This window comes from Pseudarthrobacter ribosi (assembly GCF_055412865.1).
Map to the genome: position 1 here is coordinate 19,776 of NZ_JBVAYZ010000010.1, position 16,491 is coordinate 36,266.

Below are 16,491 nucleotides of genomic sequence, written 5' to 3' on the forward strand. Positions count from 1 at the left end.
TCACTTGCAAGAGGCTCTCCTTGAGCGTCTGGAGAAAGGCAGGGAATGGGCCACGCCCGCCGTCGAATCCGCCCTCCGCCGCGCTCTCGCGGGGGTTGACGGCGGAATTGACGTGGCCTCGCCGCGACTGCAAGCCAGTTTGAAGGCTATTGCCGAAGAATTGGCCGGGGGAGTTGAGACAGTCACACCCCGGCTCCATGAGCGCATCGCGCGGATCATTCCCGAGGGCACCCCGCTGGCCTCAAAGGCGTCCACCAGCAAGCACGGCCGGAAAGCCTGGTGGGTTGCCGGCGTCGCGGTGGCGGCTGCGTTGGGCGGGTTCGCTTTTTGGCGCGCGAATCGTCGGCCCGAACCATCCGTGCAGCCCCAGCGCGCCTCGGGCGCCGAGGACCGCCCGGACCAGACGGGACCTAAGCCTCCAAGCCCCCCGCACTCCGTGCCCCCGTCCCACATCTGATCAATCGCAGCCCACGTGCAGGGACAGCGGCCGGAGTGTTTCTGAAGTCTCAGAGGGTGGCAGTGGCGGCGCCATGTCTCGCAAACCCCGGGCATTGGGCGGGGATCTGCGACGCTGACAACGAAGCAGAGGCGACATGCGGCACGGAATCCAGGACGCGTAACCCAGGTCAAACGGACGGGCGGAACCAACCAGACCAAGCTTCCGAGACCGATGCCCTTCCCCAACATGCTGTCCCTGGGGGCGTGGGGTACCGTCACCCTTATGGAAACGCGACCGGAAGACCGCGACCGCATCCGGCCTGCGCCGCGGAGAAAAGGGATGTTCACTGTCGGTTTGCTTGCCCTGATCATCGTCATTGTGAACGCAGTCGTAACGACCCTCGCTTCCATCGCAGTAGGAAGCGGCCCGCAAGGGCTCGCCTTGGGCGCCTCTTCGTGTTTTTTACATTCCTCTGACTCTGTTCGCGGCCTTCCTGGGGTTCCTCTCCATCACTGGGAAGCAAGGGAGAATCCCAGGGACCATCGCTTTGGTGGTCACCGCCGCGGCGTGTCTGTACGCCATCTACTCCATGGCGCTTGAAGGCCGGTCCTGAAATGCAGGCCGGTTGAATTCGGTGATGATCTGGGCGGGGGAGGGGCCGAACCCTGAATGCAGATCCGCCCACTCATAGACCGGAACGGTCCGGAAACCGCAAGACACCTTCGGAGGGGTCCGGCAGCCGCGGATTGTAGCGACCGCCAGGTTTCAGGCAGGATGGCGCGTTCATGGTCGAAGAACTCATCGGCATGGCCGACGGTCCAGTCCCAGTGAAATGCCCGCTGTGATCCCACGAACCGGCGGACCGCGTTCTCACTTCCACCTACATCCCGCGGCCTCAGTCCCAGGCCGGCTGCGGTTCCAGTTCCCGAGCACAGGGCGCCGGGACGAGCCTTATCTTGGTTTCCCGACGGGGGAGCGCGGCATGTATCTCCTGCTCGCGCCGCTAACGCGGTCCGACCACAACAGCCTCGGCCGCGCGTGGCCAGGGGCCCATTCCTGCTCGGAGTATCAGCTCCTGCGAGAATGGTTGCTGCGCAGGAGTCTCACCTCGGCGGTATCGGGATATGCGGTCTGGGTTCCCTTTTTCGTGGCAGCCAAGGCTGCGGCCACGGACGCGAACGCGGCGGCCTCTGCCAAGGATCCCCCGGTGGCCAGCTGCGCAGCCACGGCGCCTGTGAAGGCATCGCCGGCACCGGTGGTGTCCACGGCTAATACTTTGGTGGGTGAAATGCGGGTGATTTGTTGTGCATGGGCGGCTTGGGAATCCAACACGACGGAACCGTGGGCACCCAGCGTCACCAGCACCCGTTGCAAGCCGCGCTCAGCAAACTGCTTGCGCACCGGCTCCCATTCGGAGGCGTCCATGTCGGCACCGGGGATGCTCTTCTTCCCTAGGAACAGCGAAGCCTCATGCGCGTTAACCAGCAACACATCGCTCAACCGGGCTAGTGCCTGCGGTATCTCGGCGTAGGGCGAGAGGTTCAGCAGGACCGTTGCGCCGGCGTCGCGGGCTGCTTGGGCGGCGGCTGCAACCGTGTCGAGCCCGACTTCCAGGCATAGACAGACCACTGCGGCGTCGTGGAAAAGGTCGGCTGCGGCATCGACGTCGGCCGGGGTCAGGGTCCCGTTGGCGCCGGCGGAGATGATGATGCTGTTCTCGCCGGCGGCATCGACGGAAATGATAGCGACGCCGGTGGCGGCATCGGCAGCGCGGCGTACGCGCGAGACGTCCACGCCGGCGCGGGCGGTAGATTCGAGGAGCAGTGCGCCGTTGGGGTCGTCACCGACGGCGCCCAAAAGGCTGACGTGGCCGCCTAGTTTGCTGGCAGCTACGGCCTGGTTGGCGCTCTTGCCGCCCGGATTGACGGCGAAGCCGTTGCCGTGGACCGTCTCGCCCGGCTGGGGCAGCTGGTCGCAGTAGATGGTTAGGTCGGCGTTGAGGGAACCAACGACGACGATTCTCGATACCGGAGTGCTGGTTTCGGTGCTCATTCGGTTACCTCGGCGTCGACGGGCTTGGGGATCAGGAGGGACGAGGCGAGGGCTGCCGTGGTGATGACGAGGCCCACGACCACGACGGTCAGGTAGGACATTTTGGCGTCCCCCATGGACGACGTCGCGACGAGGACCGTCGGTAGAACCAGGAAGCTCAGCCCAGCGCCGAGGTTGAAAGCGCCGGCGTTCATGCCAGGCAGGAATCCGGGGTTGCCGTGCGGGGAGAGAACCACACCAAGCCCGTTCAGCATGATATTGACCGTACCGGCGTACATGATCCCCAGCAGGGCCGTGCCGATCATCATCATCGGCAGGTTGTTCAGGCCGAGGAACGCGATGATCGCCAAGGCCGCGAGGCTGCCCGACAGGCCGATGCGCAGGACCTTTGTGTAGCCCAGGACTGGGGCCAGACGGCCGCTGATCGGACCGACGATCCAACCCAGAAGGGCGTACGGCGTGAGGATGAGAAGGGACATTTCGGTGGGGCCGACGCCGAAGCCCGGGTCGGCTGCCTGAACGTACGCCGGGACGATGCCGTTGATGACGGCGAAGATGCCGGTCATGGTGAGCGTGGTGGTGAGCAGTGGTGCCCAGGTGGAGCGCTGGCGAAGGTGCACGGTTTCCACCATGGGCCCCTTGGCACGTTTCTCCACCGTCCAGAACGCGAAGAACGCGGCGCCGGCCACCACAACCAGGCCGATGGCGAGCAGCAACGAGCCAGCAGAGAAGTCCGCGGCGAGCTTGGAGGCTTCGTTCAGTGCGGTCAGGAGCGCTCCCACCGCGATCACGATGAAGAAGACGCCCAGCCAGTCCATGGAGGTTCCTGCAGCCGGCTTGCTCTCCCGGGCCAGAACGGCAACCAGGACAGCGGCTGCGACAGCCAGGGCAACCATGAGCCAGAAGATGCTGCGGAAACCGAAGTGCTCGGCAAAGTAGCCGCCCACAAACGAGTCAACGCCGGCCACACCGCCATTGACCGCCGTGATGAGGCCCATGAGTGCACCGTATTTACGCGGGTTGCTGACCGCAGAGCGGAGCATGATGAGGCAAAGGGGGACGGTCGGGCCACTGACGCCCTGGATGATGCGGCCCACGAAGAGCCACGTGACATCGGGCGCGAGGGCGGCGATGATCGAGCCGACGGCCATCAGCAGCATCATGCCGAGAAGGATTTTCTTGCGCCCCACGATGTCACTCAGGCGCGGCAGGAAGAGCGAGAATAAGGCCGCGGCAGTGAAGAACCAGGTTTGGGAGAGGCCGATGACGGCCTGGTCCGTATGAAGCTCGTTGGCCATGGTGACCAAGGCCGGGCTGAGCATGGAGGCATTGAGCTGGAAGGCCACACAGGCGGCCAGCAGTGCGACCACGAGCGCGGTGACGTTGGTGCGGGTGGTCTTGGTGTCGGAGATTAGGGTGGTCATTTACTTTCCCCCTCCTGCAACGGCCCCGGCCATGGCGGGGACGGCTGCTGCGGTGGCGGCGGGAGCGCCGCCGTCGGGCTCTCCGATCCGAATGATCGCATCTGTGACGAGATCCCAGAACTTCTTATGGTCAAGGTCCACTGCCACGGACGTGTGGCAGTCGTCCGGGGCCGGCGTGCGGAAGTCGGCCACGGTCATGCCGAGCGTCAGTGTGCCCTGCAGCTCAATGTCCACCGGGACCTTGCGGGTGGTCATCACTGTCGGGTCGATGACGTAGGCAACCGCGCACGGATCGTGGACCGGAGGGTAGTCGAAGCCCTGCGCGTCCTTGTAGGTCTTGGTAAAGAACTCCATCAGTTCCATGAAGAACGTGGCCGGCTTGGTGCCGATGGCCGCGATCCGGTCAACAATTTCCGGAGTGGCCAATGCCTGGTGCGTGAGGTCGAGGCCAACCATCACCACCGGCCACTTTTCGTTGAACACGATGTGTGCGGCCTCGGGGTCGATGATGATATTGAATTCGGCAACCGGGCTCCAGTTGCCCACGTGGTAGCCGCCACCCATGAGGACGACTTCCTTGACGCGTTCCACGATGCGTGGTTCCTTGCGGACCGCCATAGCGATGTTGGTCAGTCCGGCGGTGGGGACCAGAGTGACCGTGCCCGGCTCATGCGCCATCACGGTTTCGATGATCAGGTCAACGGCGTGGCGTGAGTCCAGCTCGATGGTGGACTCGGGCTGGTCGGGACCGTCCATGCCGGTCTCGCCGTGAATGCTGGGGGCGGTTTCGATGGTGCGGACCAGCGGGCGGTCGCTGCCTGCCGCGAACGGGACGCCTGTGATGCCCGCAATCGTGGCTACTGAGAGTGCGTTGCGGGTGACCTTTTCCAGGGTCTGGTTGCCCACGACGGTCGTGACGGCGAGCAGGTCGATATCCGGGTTGCCGTGAGCCAGCAGCAATGCCACTGCGTCATCATGTCCGGGGTCGCAGTCCAGAATGATCTTCTTGGGTGCCGGTGTCAGGGGCTGGGTTTCCATTGTTGTCTCCACGTCATTGGGGGGGTCCTGCCCGTGCCGGCAACCGCACCCGCTGGATGCCGCACATTCTGTGTGCTTGCCGCTGGAGTTTGGGTGCCTTGCCCGTGCAGGGCGCTAAGCATTCACAAGAATTCTGGCATCGTTCGCCGCGTTACGTCAAACGCTTAACGTGGATTGCGTCAAGCGCTTGATGCCATGAGATGCCTGAAAGCTTGAAATGTTGGCTACGATCGATACATGGACACCCTCGATCGGCGCAACGCCCGCGCGCCCCGCGTCACGGCGGCGATGGTGGCCGAGCGCGCCGGCGTTTCCACCGCCACGGTGTCCTTGGTGGCCAACGGGAAAACCAGGGGACGGGTGTCCGAGGACAACATTTTGCGCGTGCGGGAGGCTATCTCCGCTCTGGGCTACGTGGTGGACGGCATCGGAAGCTCCCTGGCCAAGGGCGTGAGCTCGATCGTCCTCCTGGTGGCCCCAGACATCTCCAATCCGTTTTTCGCCAAGGTGATAGCCGGAGTCAGGGAGTCCCTTGGCGCCGACTACCAGCTGCTGCTGTCCGTCACCGACCCCGGCGAGTTCCCGCAGGCCGAGGACGTCCGGAAGCTCCTGGCGCTCCGACCCGCCGGCCTCCTGGTAGATGCCCCCAACGCAGGCTTCCTCGAAGAGCTATCCGCAGCCGGGCCTCTGGTGCTGCTTGATGCACCCGGCCTGGAGGCATATGCCCCCTCGGTAAACCTGGATGTCGCGCGCGGCGCACGTGAGCTGGCAGCGCACCTTGCCGGTCTGGGGCACACGCATGCTGCCTACATCGACAGCGTGACCGGCACGGCCACCTTCGATGTGCGGCGCAACGCATTCCTCGACGAAGCCGGGGCGCGCGGGATCTCGGTGTCGCCCGACCGCATCATCACCACCACAATCGATGTCGGGGCAGCCGCCGAGGCATTCGCCCGCGCCTGGCCGCAGTGGCAGGGCTCCGGAGTCACCGCCATCGTCTGCGGTACTGACACACACGCGTACGGCGTATTGCAGGAAGCGCGCGTGGCGGGTGTCCGCATTCCGCAGGAACTGGCCGTTGCCGGCTTCGACGACTTGCCCTATTCGGCAACCAGCAACCCCGGACTGACGAGTGTGCATCTGCCGGCCATACCGCTCGGGCGCAAGGCGGGCCAGCAACTCCGCGGGCTCATGGAAGGATCCGAGCTCGCGGAACCGCACGTGACACTTGACAGCTGGCTAGTAGTGCGAGGTTCCACGGGCTGACCTTCTCGCGCGGGAAGGAAAGCTGGGACTGGAGCAACGGCGGCAATCGGCGATATTCGCCCCGCGTGTTGTCTGTTGTCCTTAATGGCGGCCTCCGAAGGACCTGCTGGCGAAGGACCTGCTGGAGTTATCCGTTCCGAGTCGGCGGTGTCGCGATGCCGGCTTGGGGGAGGGGTCTCCAACGCGGCCCAATTCCGAGGGAGCTGGGGAGTCGGGTCGTACTGCTCTTCCAGTGGCTGAGCGAGTTGGCGCGCTTCATCACGTCATGCAGTCGAGGTCCACCCGGACCAGCACTCGAAGCTTATCTGTCACGAAAATTCTCCCGCACTAAGTCGGGTGCCACGACGCTGTGGCGCCCGGACAACAATAGACTAAATGTGACCCGCGCAACACGTCTGATGGCGTTGGATTTTTCCCGCGCCCCGGAACTTGGGGCAGTCCTCCCGGGAGACAAAAAGTTGCCTCAGACGACCAGCTTTACATAATGTTGATTATCGGCGTTAGAAAGCTCCGGAAAAGAGGGGGAAAGCAGCCCGCTGTTCCGACTGTCCCGGTATGCGCCTGCGGTCGCTGTCTCAGGCCGAGGTCGGCACAATGTTGTGGTTGAGACGGAAAAGGTTGTGCGGGTCGAAACGGTTCTTCAGTGCCACCAGCCGGTCATATGCATCGGGCCCGTAAACCTCACGTGCGGCCTCAACGATGTCCTGTCCGGTTTCTGCGCCGAGGAAGTTGACGTACTGGCCGTGCTCGCCGAACGGCTGCATTAGTGTGTAGGCCTTCCGGGCGAATGCGCTCAGCCGCTCGTCCTCCGCCGGGTCGTTCCAGAAGCCGTAGACGTTCAGCCAGTACTTCGCCGAGCGGTTGGGAAATGCAGTGGTCTCCTCCGGCACTCGCCCGAAGGCCCCTTCCATGTGGTGAATATCTATCCCGGTCCCGAACCAGGTCACTTCAGAGGCGAATCCGACCAGAACGTCGACGGCGTCATCGTCCATTCGGGAGAACGACAAGTTTTTCCAGTACCCCCGGGAGCCCTTGGGAAACAGGCTGTCCATGGCAGACTGCCACTCCAGCCAGGCGGTCGGCGCGACTTCCTCCTCGTCGGGGGGCGCGGCGGCGCGCAGCTGCTCGATCAGCTCGAGCCCGGGCTGGTGGTTCTCCGAAGACCAGGCAAAACCGATGATCATCCACGGCTCCTCCCCCATCTCTAAGTCGGGCGGGAGCACCAGGAAGGAGATGATCGGGTTCATTTCCTCGGGTAGATCCTGCGTCCACCGGCCGAACGCGCCCAGCGCGCTCTTCCAGCGGGTCGGGCGGTAGAAGAAGTTTCCACCCAGTACGGCAGCCGGCAGCGGCCGGGCGCGGAACGTGAAGGAGGAGACCACCCCGAAGTTTCCGCCCCCGCCGCGCAACCCCCAGAACAGCTCGGCGTTCTCGAGTTCGCTGGCGCGCAGGTGCTCTCCGGTGGCAGTGATGACATCGGCGGAGGCCAGGTTGTCCAGGCTCAGCCCGTTGGACCGGGTCAGCCAGCCCACCCCTCCGCCGAGGGTCAGCCCGGCGACCCCTGTGGCGCTGATCACGCCAAGCGGCACGGCTAGTCCGTGCGCGGCCGTGGCCCGGTCCACGTCTGCCAAGGTCGCCCCGGGTTCGACGGTCACGAGCCGGGTTTTCACATCGACCTCCACGCCGCGCAGCTGGCCTAGATCCAGCACGAGGCCGCCTTCGACAGTGCCGTGGCCGGCAATGTTGTGCCCGCCCCCGCGAACGGCAAGCGGCAGCCCGGTGCGCCGGGCCGTGCGGAGGACGGGATCAATGTCTCCGACGGCTCCCGCCCGGATGACGGCCCGTGGGCGAACGTCGATCATGCCGTTCCATACCGCCCGAGCCTCGTCGTACAACGGATCCTGCGGTTCGATCACCGACCCCGCCAGGTGCCCGCGCAACTCCTGCACAGCGCGGTCCTCTTCGCCGGCCTGCTCCCCCTGATGCATTGTGCTCATCGGTCTGCCTCCGTGCCATGGGGGTGGTCCCCCAGGTCCAACAATGGAATTGATCCCGCCGGGGTCGGCGCTGAAGGGCGATGCTTCCAGCCGCGAAGGCACTGGAACAGTTCGCGGTGTCCACAGTATAGATTCGCCTGCGGCGCCGGACAACGGACCACAGATGGCCGCACGCTAGGCACCCCCCGCACAGGAGCGTAGATTACGAATTGACTGCCCGGCGGGTTGCCGGGCGCGGGCTGGCGCCGGCACCGGCAGGACCGTTCAGCCGGCGGCCGAACAGACAGGAGGGCCGGAATGGGCCGGTATGTGAAAGCCGGGGAACTGGAAATCTGGACGGAGCAGGTCGGCGAGGGGCCGGATGTACTGCTGATCGGCGGGCTTGGGGATACTGTCGAGTCCTGGCAGTTCCAGCTGGACGGGCTGGCGGACCGCTACCGGATGACGGCGTTTGATAACCGGGGTGCGGGCCGCACGGCCATGCCGGAGGGGCAACCGACCGTCGAGGCGATGGCGGACGACGCGGCTGCAGTGCTGCGGGGTCTCAACATCTCCTCAGCGCATGTCGCAGGGTTCTCCGGCGGCAGCATCATCGCCCAGGAGCTTACCCTCCGGCACCCGAAGCTGGTACGAAGCCTGGTGCTACAGAGCACCTGGCCCGCAATGGACGGGTACATGAAAACGCTCGCCCGCTCCATCCACTGGCAGGCCGAGCTGGCACCGGACGAACGCGCATTCCTGGAGTTCTTCTTCCTGCTTGTCTATGCCCCGCGGGCACACAACAGCGGAATGGTCAGCCAGATCATTGCGGACGCCCTCGCATTCCCGCATCAGCAGTCCACCGAGGATTTTCTGAAGTTCCTGGACGCGTTCATGGTCCACGAGACGGGAAGCCGGTTGGGCCAGATCAACGCGCCCACCCTTGTCCTTGCCGGCGGAGTGGATCCGATGAGCAGACCGGAACTGGGTGAGTCCGTGGCCCGTCGCATACCGGGCGCATATTTCGAGGTGATGCCACAGGAATCTCACCAGCCCTTCCAGGAGATCCCGGACGATTGGAATGCGCGCGTGGATGAGTTCTGGCAGGAGGCGGCGAGGCCGAGCTCACAGACGCTCGGTCACCGGGCGACGTAGGCCGCCAGGTGCTCGCCGGTGAGGGTGCTGCGGGCAGCGACAAGCTCGGCAGGCGTCCCCTCGAAGACGATCCGGCCGCCGTCGTGGCCGGCGCCCGGGCCGAGGTCGATGATCCAGTCGGCGTGCGCCATGACGGCCTGGTGGTGCTCGATGACGATGACCGATTTGCCGGAGTCCACGAGGCGGTCAAGGAGGCCCAGCAGGTTCTGGACGTCGGCTAGGTGCAGGCCGGTGGTGGGCTCGTCGAGGACGTAAACGTCACCCTTCTCGGCCATCTGGGTGGCCAGCTTGACCCGCTGCCGCTCGCCGCCGGACAGGGTAGTGAGCGGCTGTCCGAGGGTCAGGTAGCCCAGCCCGACGTCCACGAGCCGGTCGAGGATCTTGTGCGCCGCCGGCGTCTTGGCCTCGCCGGCACCAAAGAACGCCTCGGCCTCGGTCATCGACATTGCCAGCACTTCGGCGATGTTGCGCCCGCCAAGCTTGTATTCCAGGACGGACGCCTGGAACCTCCGGCCCTCGCACTCCTCGCAGGTGGACTCGACGGTGGCCATCACGCCCAGTTCGGTGAAGATGACGCCCGCGCCGTTGCAGGTGGGGCAGGCGCCTTCCGAGTTGGAGCTGAACAGTGCCGGCTTCACGCCGTTGGCCTTGGCGAACGCCTTGCGGATCGGCTCGAGAAGGCCCGTGTACGTGGCGGGGTTGCTGCGCCGGGACCCCTTGATTGCCCCCTGGTCGATCAGCACCACGCCGTCCCGGCCGGCGACCGAACCCTGGATCAGCGAGCTCTTGCCCGACCCGGCCACGCCGGTGAGCACGCACAGCATCCCGAGCGGAATATCGACGTCGACGTCCTTGAGGTTGTGTGTCGAGGCGCCGCGCACCGCGAGCGTCCCGGCCGGTGCGCGCACCGATTCCTTCACCCTGGCCCGGTCATCGAGGTGGCGCCCGGTGATGGTGTCACTCCCCCGCAGGCCCTCCACGCTGCCCTCAAAGCAGACGCGGCCGCCCTCGGTGCCGGCGCCGGGCCCGAGGTCAACGACGTGGTCGGCGATCGCGATGGTCTCCGGCTTGTGCTCGACGACGAGCACCGTGTTGCCTTTGTCCCGCAGCTGCAGCAGGAGCCGGTTCATCCGCTCGATGTCATGCGGGTGCAGGCCGATCGTCGGCTCGTCGAAGACGTAGGTGATGTCCGTCAGGGACGAGCCGAGGTGCCGGATCATCTTGGTGCGCTGGGCCTCTCCCCCGGACAGCGTGCCCGCCGGCCGGTCCAGCGAGAGGTAGCCCAGCCCGATTTCGGCGAACGAGTCCAGCAGGTGCTGCAAGCCTTTGAGCAGCGGCGCGACCGAAGGCTCGTCGAGCCCGCGGACCCACCCGGCCAGGTCGCTGATCTGCAGCTCGCACAGCTCAGCGATGTTCTTGCCCTGGATCTTCGCGGACCTGGCCTCCGGGCTGAGCCGTGTGCCGTCGCACTCCGGGCAGGCCTGGAACGTGATGGCGCGCTCCACGAAGGCCCGGATGTGCGGCTGCATCGCGTCGATGTCCTTGGAGAGCATCGATTTCTGGATCTTCGGGATCAGGCCCTCGTAGGTCAGGTTGATGCCCTCGACCTTGATCTTGGTCGGTTCCTTGTAGAGGAGGTCGTGCATCTCCTTCTTGGTGAACTTCGCGATCGGCTTGTCCATGTCGAAGCCGGCGCCGCTGAAGATGCGGCCGTACCAGCCGTCCATGCTGTAGCCGGGAATCGTCAGCGCACCCCCGGCGAGCGACTTGCTGTCGTCGTACAGCGCGGTGAGGTCGAAGTCGGAGACCGAGCCCATGCCCTCGCAACGCGGACACATCCCGCCCAGGTAGACCGCATCGTGCACCACGCTCTTCTCGACCCGGCCGCCCTTTTCGGTGCTCATCACCCCGCTGGCCTTCCGCGTCGGGACGTTGAAGGAGAACGCCGTCGGGGGTCCCACATGCGGCGATCCCAGCCGACTGAAGAGGATCCGGAGCATGGCGTTCGCGTCGGTGGCGGTGCCCACCGTGGAGCGTGGGTTCGCGCCCATCCGCTCCTGGTCGACGATGATCGCCGTCGTCAGCCCCTCGAGGTGGTCCACGTCCGGCCGCGCCAGGTTGGGCATGAATCCCTGCACAAAGGCGCTGTAGGTCTCGTTGATCATCCGCTGCGACTCAGCGGCGATGGTGGCGAACACGAGCGAGCTCTTGCCCGAGCCGGAGACACCCGTGAACACCGTCAGCCGGCGTTTCGGAATCTCGATGCTGATGTCCTTGAGGTTGTTCTCGCGGGCGCCCTGCACACGGATCAGATCGTGGCTGTCGGCAAGGTGCAGCGCACCCGGCTGCGTGTCCGGCTGCGCATCCGTCTGCGTATTCGACGTCGTGGCCATGCTCATCGTGTCTCCATCTCTCGGGCAGGGGCCGCATCCGCAGTCCACACCGGCGTCGTCTGGCTCTATCTAACCAGCTTCGCGCCCGCATCCGCGGGCGAATCCATTGTCTTATGCGCCGACCTCGCTGAGAATGAACCATGACGGTCTACCTGAGGTCCCTCGAAACTGCTGTCCCGCCCACTGTCCTGATCCAAACGGAAGCCCGGGACGTTTTCGCGGCCCAGCCGGGACTGACCAGGCTGGGCACGCGTCTGGTCAGCACCTGCTTTGATTCCGCCGCCATCGACACCCGCCATACGGCCGTCGAGGAACTGACCAATGATCACCAGGCGGAGAACCCGCGGTTTTTCAACGCCGCCACGGGGCTGCTGCTGAGCCCCAGCACCAAGGTCCGCAACGACATTTTCGCCACCGAAGCCACCAAACTCTTCATTGAGGCAGCACAAAAAGCCCTGGACGCCTGTCCCGGGATCACGTCCCTGGACATAACCCACCTCGTCACGGTGTCCTGTACCGGGTTCTTCAACCCCGGCCCGGACTACAAAATCGTCCGGGCCCTCGGCCTGGCTCCCGCCGTGCAGCGCTACCACCTCGGCTTCATGGGCTGTTACGCCGCGTTTCCTGCCCTGCGGGCGGCCAAATCCTTCTGCGAGGCCGATCCCGACGCCGTTGTCCTGGTCGTCTGCGCGGAGCTTTGCTCGCTGCACGTCCGGACCTCGAACGACCCGGACACCATCATGGGTTCGGCATTGTTCGCCGACGGCGCGGCCGCTGCCATCGTCACCGCCCAGGAGCGCCCGGACGAACCGGCGCTCCTGCAACTGGACCACTTCGAGACCGTCCTGACCCCGGTCGGCGAGGAATCCATGGCGTGGAATATCGGCGATGAAGGCTTTGAGATGGTCCTGGGGAACTACGTCCCGCACATCATCGATGACCACATCATCGGTGCCCTGGAACCGCTCCTCTCCCGGGACGGTGCCCTGCGGGGACTTCCCTACCGCGACATCCGGCACTGGGCCATCCACCCCGGCGGCCGCAGCATCCTGGACAAGGTCCAGTCCCGGCTGGAGCTGAGCGACGAGCAGCTGGTCCCGGCCCGCGAGACCCTGCGCAACTACGGGAACATGAGCAGCGCCACCGTGCTCTTCGTGCTCCGGCACATCCTTGATCTGCCGCCGGCAGAGGGTGCCGACGACGGCGCGGAACGGATCTGTTCCATGGCGTTCGGACCGGGGCTGACGGTGGAAACTGCGCTGTTCACCAAGCTCAGCAGCCCGCGCCGTGACGACCCGACAACGCTGAGCGGGGATGCGGCCCAGGCCGAAACCGCCCAGCCTGAATCGGCCCTGGCCTGAACCCTGTGCACCTGCTGCGGGAACGTGCGGCGGACGCCGTTGAGGAGATGGACCTGCCCGGCTGTGATCCGGTCCGGCTGGACCGCACCTATGCCCAGTTCGCGCTCGTGAACCGGGCCGTCTCCGGCTGGCGCGGCATCTACCGGAGCCAGCTCAGGCCACGCCTCCGGAAGGGTCCCGCCACCTTACTGGACATCGGCTGCGGCGGCGGCGACGTGCCGGTGATGCTCTCCCGCTGGGCCGCCCGGGACGGGCTCCGGCTGGAGATCACGGCAATCGATCCGGATCCGCGCGCCAGCCGCTACGCCGCCGAACGGCACCGGGCCGCACCCGTGACGTTCCGCCAGTCCACGGCAGCCCAACTCGCCGAAGAAGGCCGCAGCTTCGACCTGGTGGTCTCCAACCACGTGCTGCACCATCTGCCCGAGGACGAACTGCCGGGGTTCCTGGCCGAGTCCGCCGGACTCTGCCACGGCCGGGTCATCCACAACGACCTCCGGCGCAGCCCGGCCGCCTATGCCCTCTTCTTCGCCGGCTCCTGGCCCTTCACGGGCTCCTACATCAGGCAGGATGGCCTCACCTCGATCCGCCGCAGCTACACCGCCACCGAACTCCAGGCCAGCGCTCCCCCGGGCTGGACCGTCGTCCGCCGCACCCCGTTCCGCAACCTGCTGATCCTCGACAAGGACAGGGCTCATGGTTGACGTCCTGGTAATCGGCGGCGGCCCGGTCGGGCTGTTCATGGCCGCGCTGCTGCTGCAGCACGGCGTGAGCGTGCGCATCCTCGAACAGCGGACTGGCGCCGAACCGCGCTCCCGGGCCATTGGCATCCATCCTCCGTCGCTGGACGCGCTGCAGGGCATCGGAGTGACGCCGGCCATGGTGGCCGAAGGGGTCCCGATCCGGCGCGGCATCGCCGTCGGCGGCGGCCGGACACTCGCCCGGATGTCCTTTGCCGGGGTCTCAGAGGGCTTCCCGTTCGTCCTTGCCCTGCCGCAGTCCCGCACCGAAGCGGTCCTGGAGCGGCGCGTCCGGCAACTCGACCCGGACGCCGTGCACCGCGGCGTCCGGGTCACGAGGCTGCACGACGACGGCGGCCAGGTCACCGCGGACGCCACCGCGGAGGGCTCGGCGGTGCACTACACGGCGGCCCTTGCCATCGCCGCCGACGGTGTCCGGTCCACGGTCCGGCCGCTGCTCGGCACGGCCGTCCGGGCGAAGGATTACCGGGACAGCTACCTGATGGGCGACTTCGCGGACACAACCGGGTTCGGTCCGGACGCGGCCCTGTTCCTGGAATCCGCGGGGATCGTGGAGTCCTTCCCGCTGCCGGGGGCGTTGCGGCGCTGGGTGGTGCGCCTCGCGGATCCCGGGGACGGCGGGGACGCCGGCTGGCTCGTCCAAACGATCAGGGAACGCACCGGAATCGACGTCGATCCCGCGAGCAACAGCATGCTGAGCCGGTTTGGCGTCCGGACCCGACTGGTACGCAGGATGGTGACGGGCCGGACGGTGCTGATCGGCGACGCCGCCCACGAGATCAGCCCGATCGGCGGGCAGGGCATGAACCTGGGCTGGCTGGACGCCGCCGCCCTGGCTCCCCTGGTGCTCGCGTCGCTGCACGGCGCGGACGTGGGGGCGGCACTTCGGAACTTCGAGACCCGCCGCACGGCCGCGGCCGCCCGGGCCGCACGCCAGTCAGAAATCAACATGGCGCTCGGCCGGCCCCTGACCGCCGGGCCGTGGGCCGTGCGGAACCGCGCCGTTGCGGCGGCCGCCTCCGTGCCCGCCGTCAACGGATTCGTGGCCCGCCGGTTCACCATGCAGTAACCGACGGCCACGGACCGCCGCGCACGGTTCGATCGGTTGCACCGCTCGAACGCCAGACAGGCTCAGCCGGGCGGGGGCGTGAAGTAGCAGTCGTAGCTGTCCTGGCTGACCACCAGGCCGTCCCGGACCTCAAAGACGGACGCGACCCTGGCCCGGATGACGTCACCGGTGTCCCAGTGCGGCAGGTCCATCAGCAGGGTGGCGCTCCACTCGGCCTCCACCACCACACGGTCGCCCTCACACGTCGTGCGCCGCACCACGAACCGCTGCCCGGAGACGACATCCTGGGCTGCCCCCGCCCCGGCCAGGGCCTCGTCCCGGTTCCGGGTTGCACCGGCCGGAGCCAGCAGATGCGGCGCCTCGCTCAGGGTGTAGTCCCCGGCCAGGAACGGGGCGATCTCCGCCGCACCGCCGCCGCCCTCGATGGCGCGCAGCAGCGCGAGGACGCAATCCAGAGGGGCCCGTGTAGTCATCGAACGAGACTATCCGAACGCACCGGCCCGCCCCGGTCACACGGGCGTGGGCCCGGAATACACTGGCCCCATGGGCCGCTTCCCCCCGCTCCTGCGACGCCCGGCCGGCGGAAACCGTCGCTTCCCGGCGGGCAGACTTGCCGCGGCCGGCGCTGCCCTCGCCCTGACCGCCTCCTGCGGCGCCGGTGCGTTCGGCACCGGCAGTGCGCCGTCCGGCACGCCGACGCCCACGGCAGCGGCCCCGGTCACCGCGGTGATCAACCAGCTCCGCGACAACTACAGCCAGCAGATCATTGCCGTGCAGTTGACGAACAACACCGCCGGCCCGCTGACTGTGCTCAGCGCCGGCGTGGCCAGCCCGCTCTTTTCCGGCACCATCGAGTGGCAGCCGGCGCCCGCCGGGATCGAGCTCCCGCCGGGCCAGACCAAGATCCTGCCGGCACAACTGCGGCACCCGGCGTGCGGATTCCGGACGGCGCCGGCGAGCGATGGCGCGGCGGTGGAACTCCGTTTTGCCCCCTTCGGCGGCACCGGCCCCGCGACCGGTGCAACCGGCCCGGCCACAACCGGCCCTGCCACAGCCGGCCCGGTCACAACAGTGCCCGCTGCTGACCCTTACGGGGTGCTGGAGCGTAACAACGCGGAAATGTGCCTGGCCCAGGCGGCCGCTGCGGTCGCCGGGCTGCGGCTGGAACCGGAACTTGAGGTGTCCGCGGACGCGCAAAGCGCCGTGCTGACACTTGCCGTCACGCCGCGGAGCACCCCCGGCGCCGCGAATCCCGGTTCAACGGGGACCCTGACGATCAACCGGATCGACGGGACCACCTTGCTCGAAGAGGACCAAAGCGCTCCCTGGCCGCGCTCCGTCTTGGTCCATGCCGGCGGCGCCAGCCAGCAGTTCCGGCTGGGCATCCGGCCGGCACGCTGCGATCCGCACGCCATTGCGGACGACAAAGTGGGCACCCTGTTGCCCTTGAGGGTGTCCGCGGGCGGGCGGGACGGCGTCCTGAAAGTCGACGCGGGAGCGCTGCTGCGTGGACGCATCTACGATTTCATTACAACGGCTTGCGGACGCCAGTAGTCT

Annotated in this window: 12 protein-coding genes; 6 read left to right on the plus strand and 6 right to left on the minus strand. The window is 66.7% G+C overall.

Going from position 1 to position 16,491, the window contains the following annotated elements:
* Positions 1-1,507: 1,507 nt before the first annotated feature.
* The 3 genes from ACZYZ5_RS11910 to uriH are packed head-to-tail and all read right to left on the minus strand — an operon-like array spanning position 1,508 to position 4,953.
* The gene (locus ACZYZ5_RS11910) at positions 1,508-2,491 is read right to left on the minus strand and encodes a ribokinase (RefSeq protein WP_463901935.1); all 984 of its coding nucleotides are present in this window, start codon (positions 2,489-2,491) and stop codon (positions 1,508-1,510) included.
* Complete coding sequence (gene uriT, locus ACZYZ5_RS11915; RefSeq protein ID WP_463901937.1) at positions 2,488-3,915, minus strand: uridine transporter UriT; 1,428 nt, start codon at positions 3,913-3,915, stop codon at positions 2,488-2,490. Before uriT ends, ACZYZ5_RS11910 begins: the two co-directional genes overlap by 4 nt.
* On the minus strand, positions 3,916-4,953 hold the full coding sequence (uriH, locus tag ACZYZ5_RS11920; RefSeq protein ID WP_463901938.1) for a uridine-preferring nucleoside hydrolase UriH: 1,038 nt from the start codon (positions 4,951-4,953) through the stop codon (positions 3,916-3,918).
* Positions 4,954-5,190: 237 nt separating this feature from the next.
* Between uriH and ACZYZ5_RS11925 the strand changes: the two genes are divergently transcribed.
* Positions 5,191-6,219: a LacI family DNA-binding transcriptional regulator gene (locus ACZYZ5_RS11925; protein ID WP_463901939.1), complete on the plus strand. Its 1,029-nt coding sequence runs from the start codon at positions 5,191-5,193 to the stop codon at positions 6,217-6,219.
* A 575-nt stretch (positions 6,220-6,794) separates the two neighbouring features.
* Here ACZYZ5_RS11925 and ACZYZ5_RS11930 read toward each other — a convergent pair.
* Positions 6,795-8,216, minus strand: a complete 1,422-nt coding sequence (locus ACZYZ5_RS11930; protein WP_463901940.1) for an FAD-binding oxidoreductase — start codon at positions 8,214-8,216, stop codon at positions 6,795-6,797.
* 297 nt (positions 8,217-8,513) lie between these two features.
* Here ACZYZ5_RS11930 and ACZYZ5_RS11935 point away from each other — a divergent pair, with 297 nt between their 5' ends.
* Positions 8,514-9,350, plus strand: a complete 837-nt coding sequence (locus tag ACZYZ5_RS11935; RefSeq protein WP_463901941.1) for an alpha/beta fold hydrolase — start codon at positions 8,514-8,516, stop codon at positions 9,348-9,350.
* Here the strand turns inward: ACZYZ5_RS11935 and ACZYZ5_RS11940 are convergent.
* Positions 9,335-11,743, minus strand: coding sequence for an ATP-binding cassette domain-containing protein (locus ACZYZ5_RS11940; protein ID WP_463902025.1), 2,409 nt, complete (start codon positions 11,741-11,743; stop codon positions 9,335-9,337). The genes ACZYZ5_RS11935 and ACZYZ5_RS11940 overlap by 16 nt on opposite strands.
* A 140-nt stretch (positions 11,744-11,883) precedes the next feature.
* On the opposite strand from ACZYZ5_RS11940, the gene ACZYZ5_RS11945 reads away from it, so the two are divergent.
* From ACZYZ5_RS11945 to ACZYZ5_RS11955, 3 genes are read left to right on the plus strand one after another with little or no spacing between them, the layout of a single operon-like run.
* The gene (locus ACZYZ5_RS11945; protein ID WP_463901942.1) at positions 11,884-13,104 is read left to right on the plus strand and encodes a type III polyketide synthase; all 1,221 of its coding nucleotides are present in this window, start codon (positions 11,884-11,886) and stop codon (positions 13,102-13,104) included.
* A 47-nt stretch (positions 13,105-13,151) separates the two neighbouring features.
* A complete protein-coding gene (locus ACZYZ5_RS11950; protein ID WP_463902026.1) occupies positions 13,152-13,808 on the plus strand; it encodes a class I SAM-dependent methyltransferase in 657 nt (218 codons plus the stop codon).
* Positions 13,801-14,934, plus strand: coding sequence for an FAD-dependent oxidoreductase (locus tag ACZYZ5_RS11955; protein WP_463901943.1), 1,134 nt, complete (start codon positions 13,801-13,803; stop codon positions 14,932-14,934). Before ACZYZ5_RS11950 ends, ACZYZ5_RS11955 begins: the two co-directional genes overlap by 8 nt.
* A gap of 62 nt (positions 14,935-14,996) precedes the next feature.
* Here the strand turns inward: ACZYZ5_RS11955 and ACZYZ5_RS11960 are convergent, their stop codons facing one another.
* Positions 14,997-15,407 carry a nuclear transport factor 2 family protein gene (locus ACZYZ5_RS11960; RefSeq protein WP_463901944.1) on the minus strand — a complete coding sequence of 137 codons (411 nt, stop codon included), beginning with the start codon at positions 15,405-15,407 and terminating at the stop codon, positions 14,997-14,999.
* 70 nt (positions 15,408-15,477) lie between these two features.
* Here ACZYZ5_RS11960 and ACZYZ5_RS11965 point away from each other — a divergent pair, with 70 nt between their 5' ends.
* A complete protein-coding gene (locus ACZYZ5_RS11965; protein WP_463901945.1) occupies positions 15,478-16,488 on the plus strand; it encodes a hypothetical protein in 1,011 nt (336 codons plus the stop codon).
* The last annotated feature ends 3 nt before the right edge of the window (positions 16,489-16,491 follow it).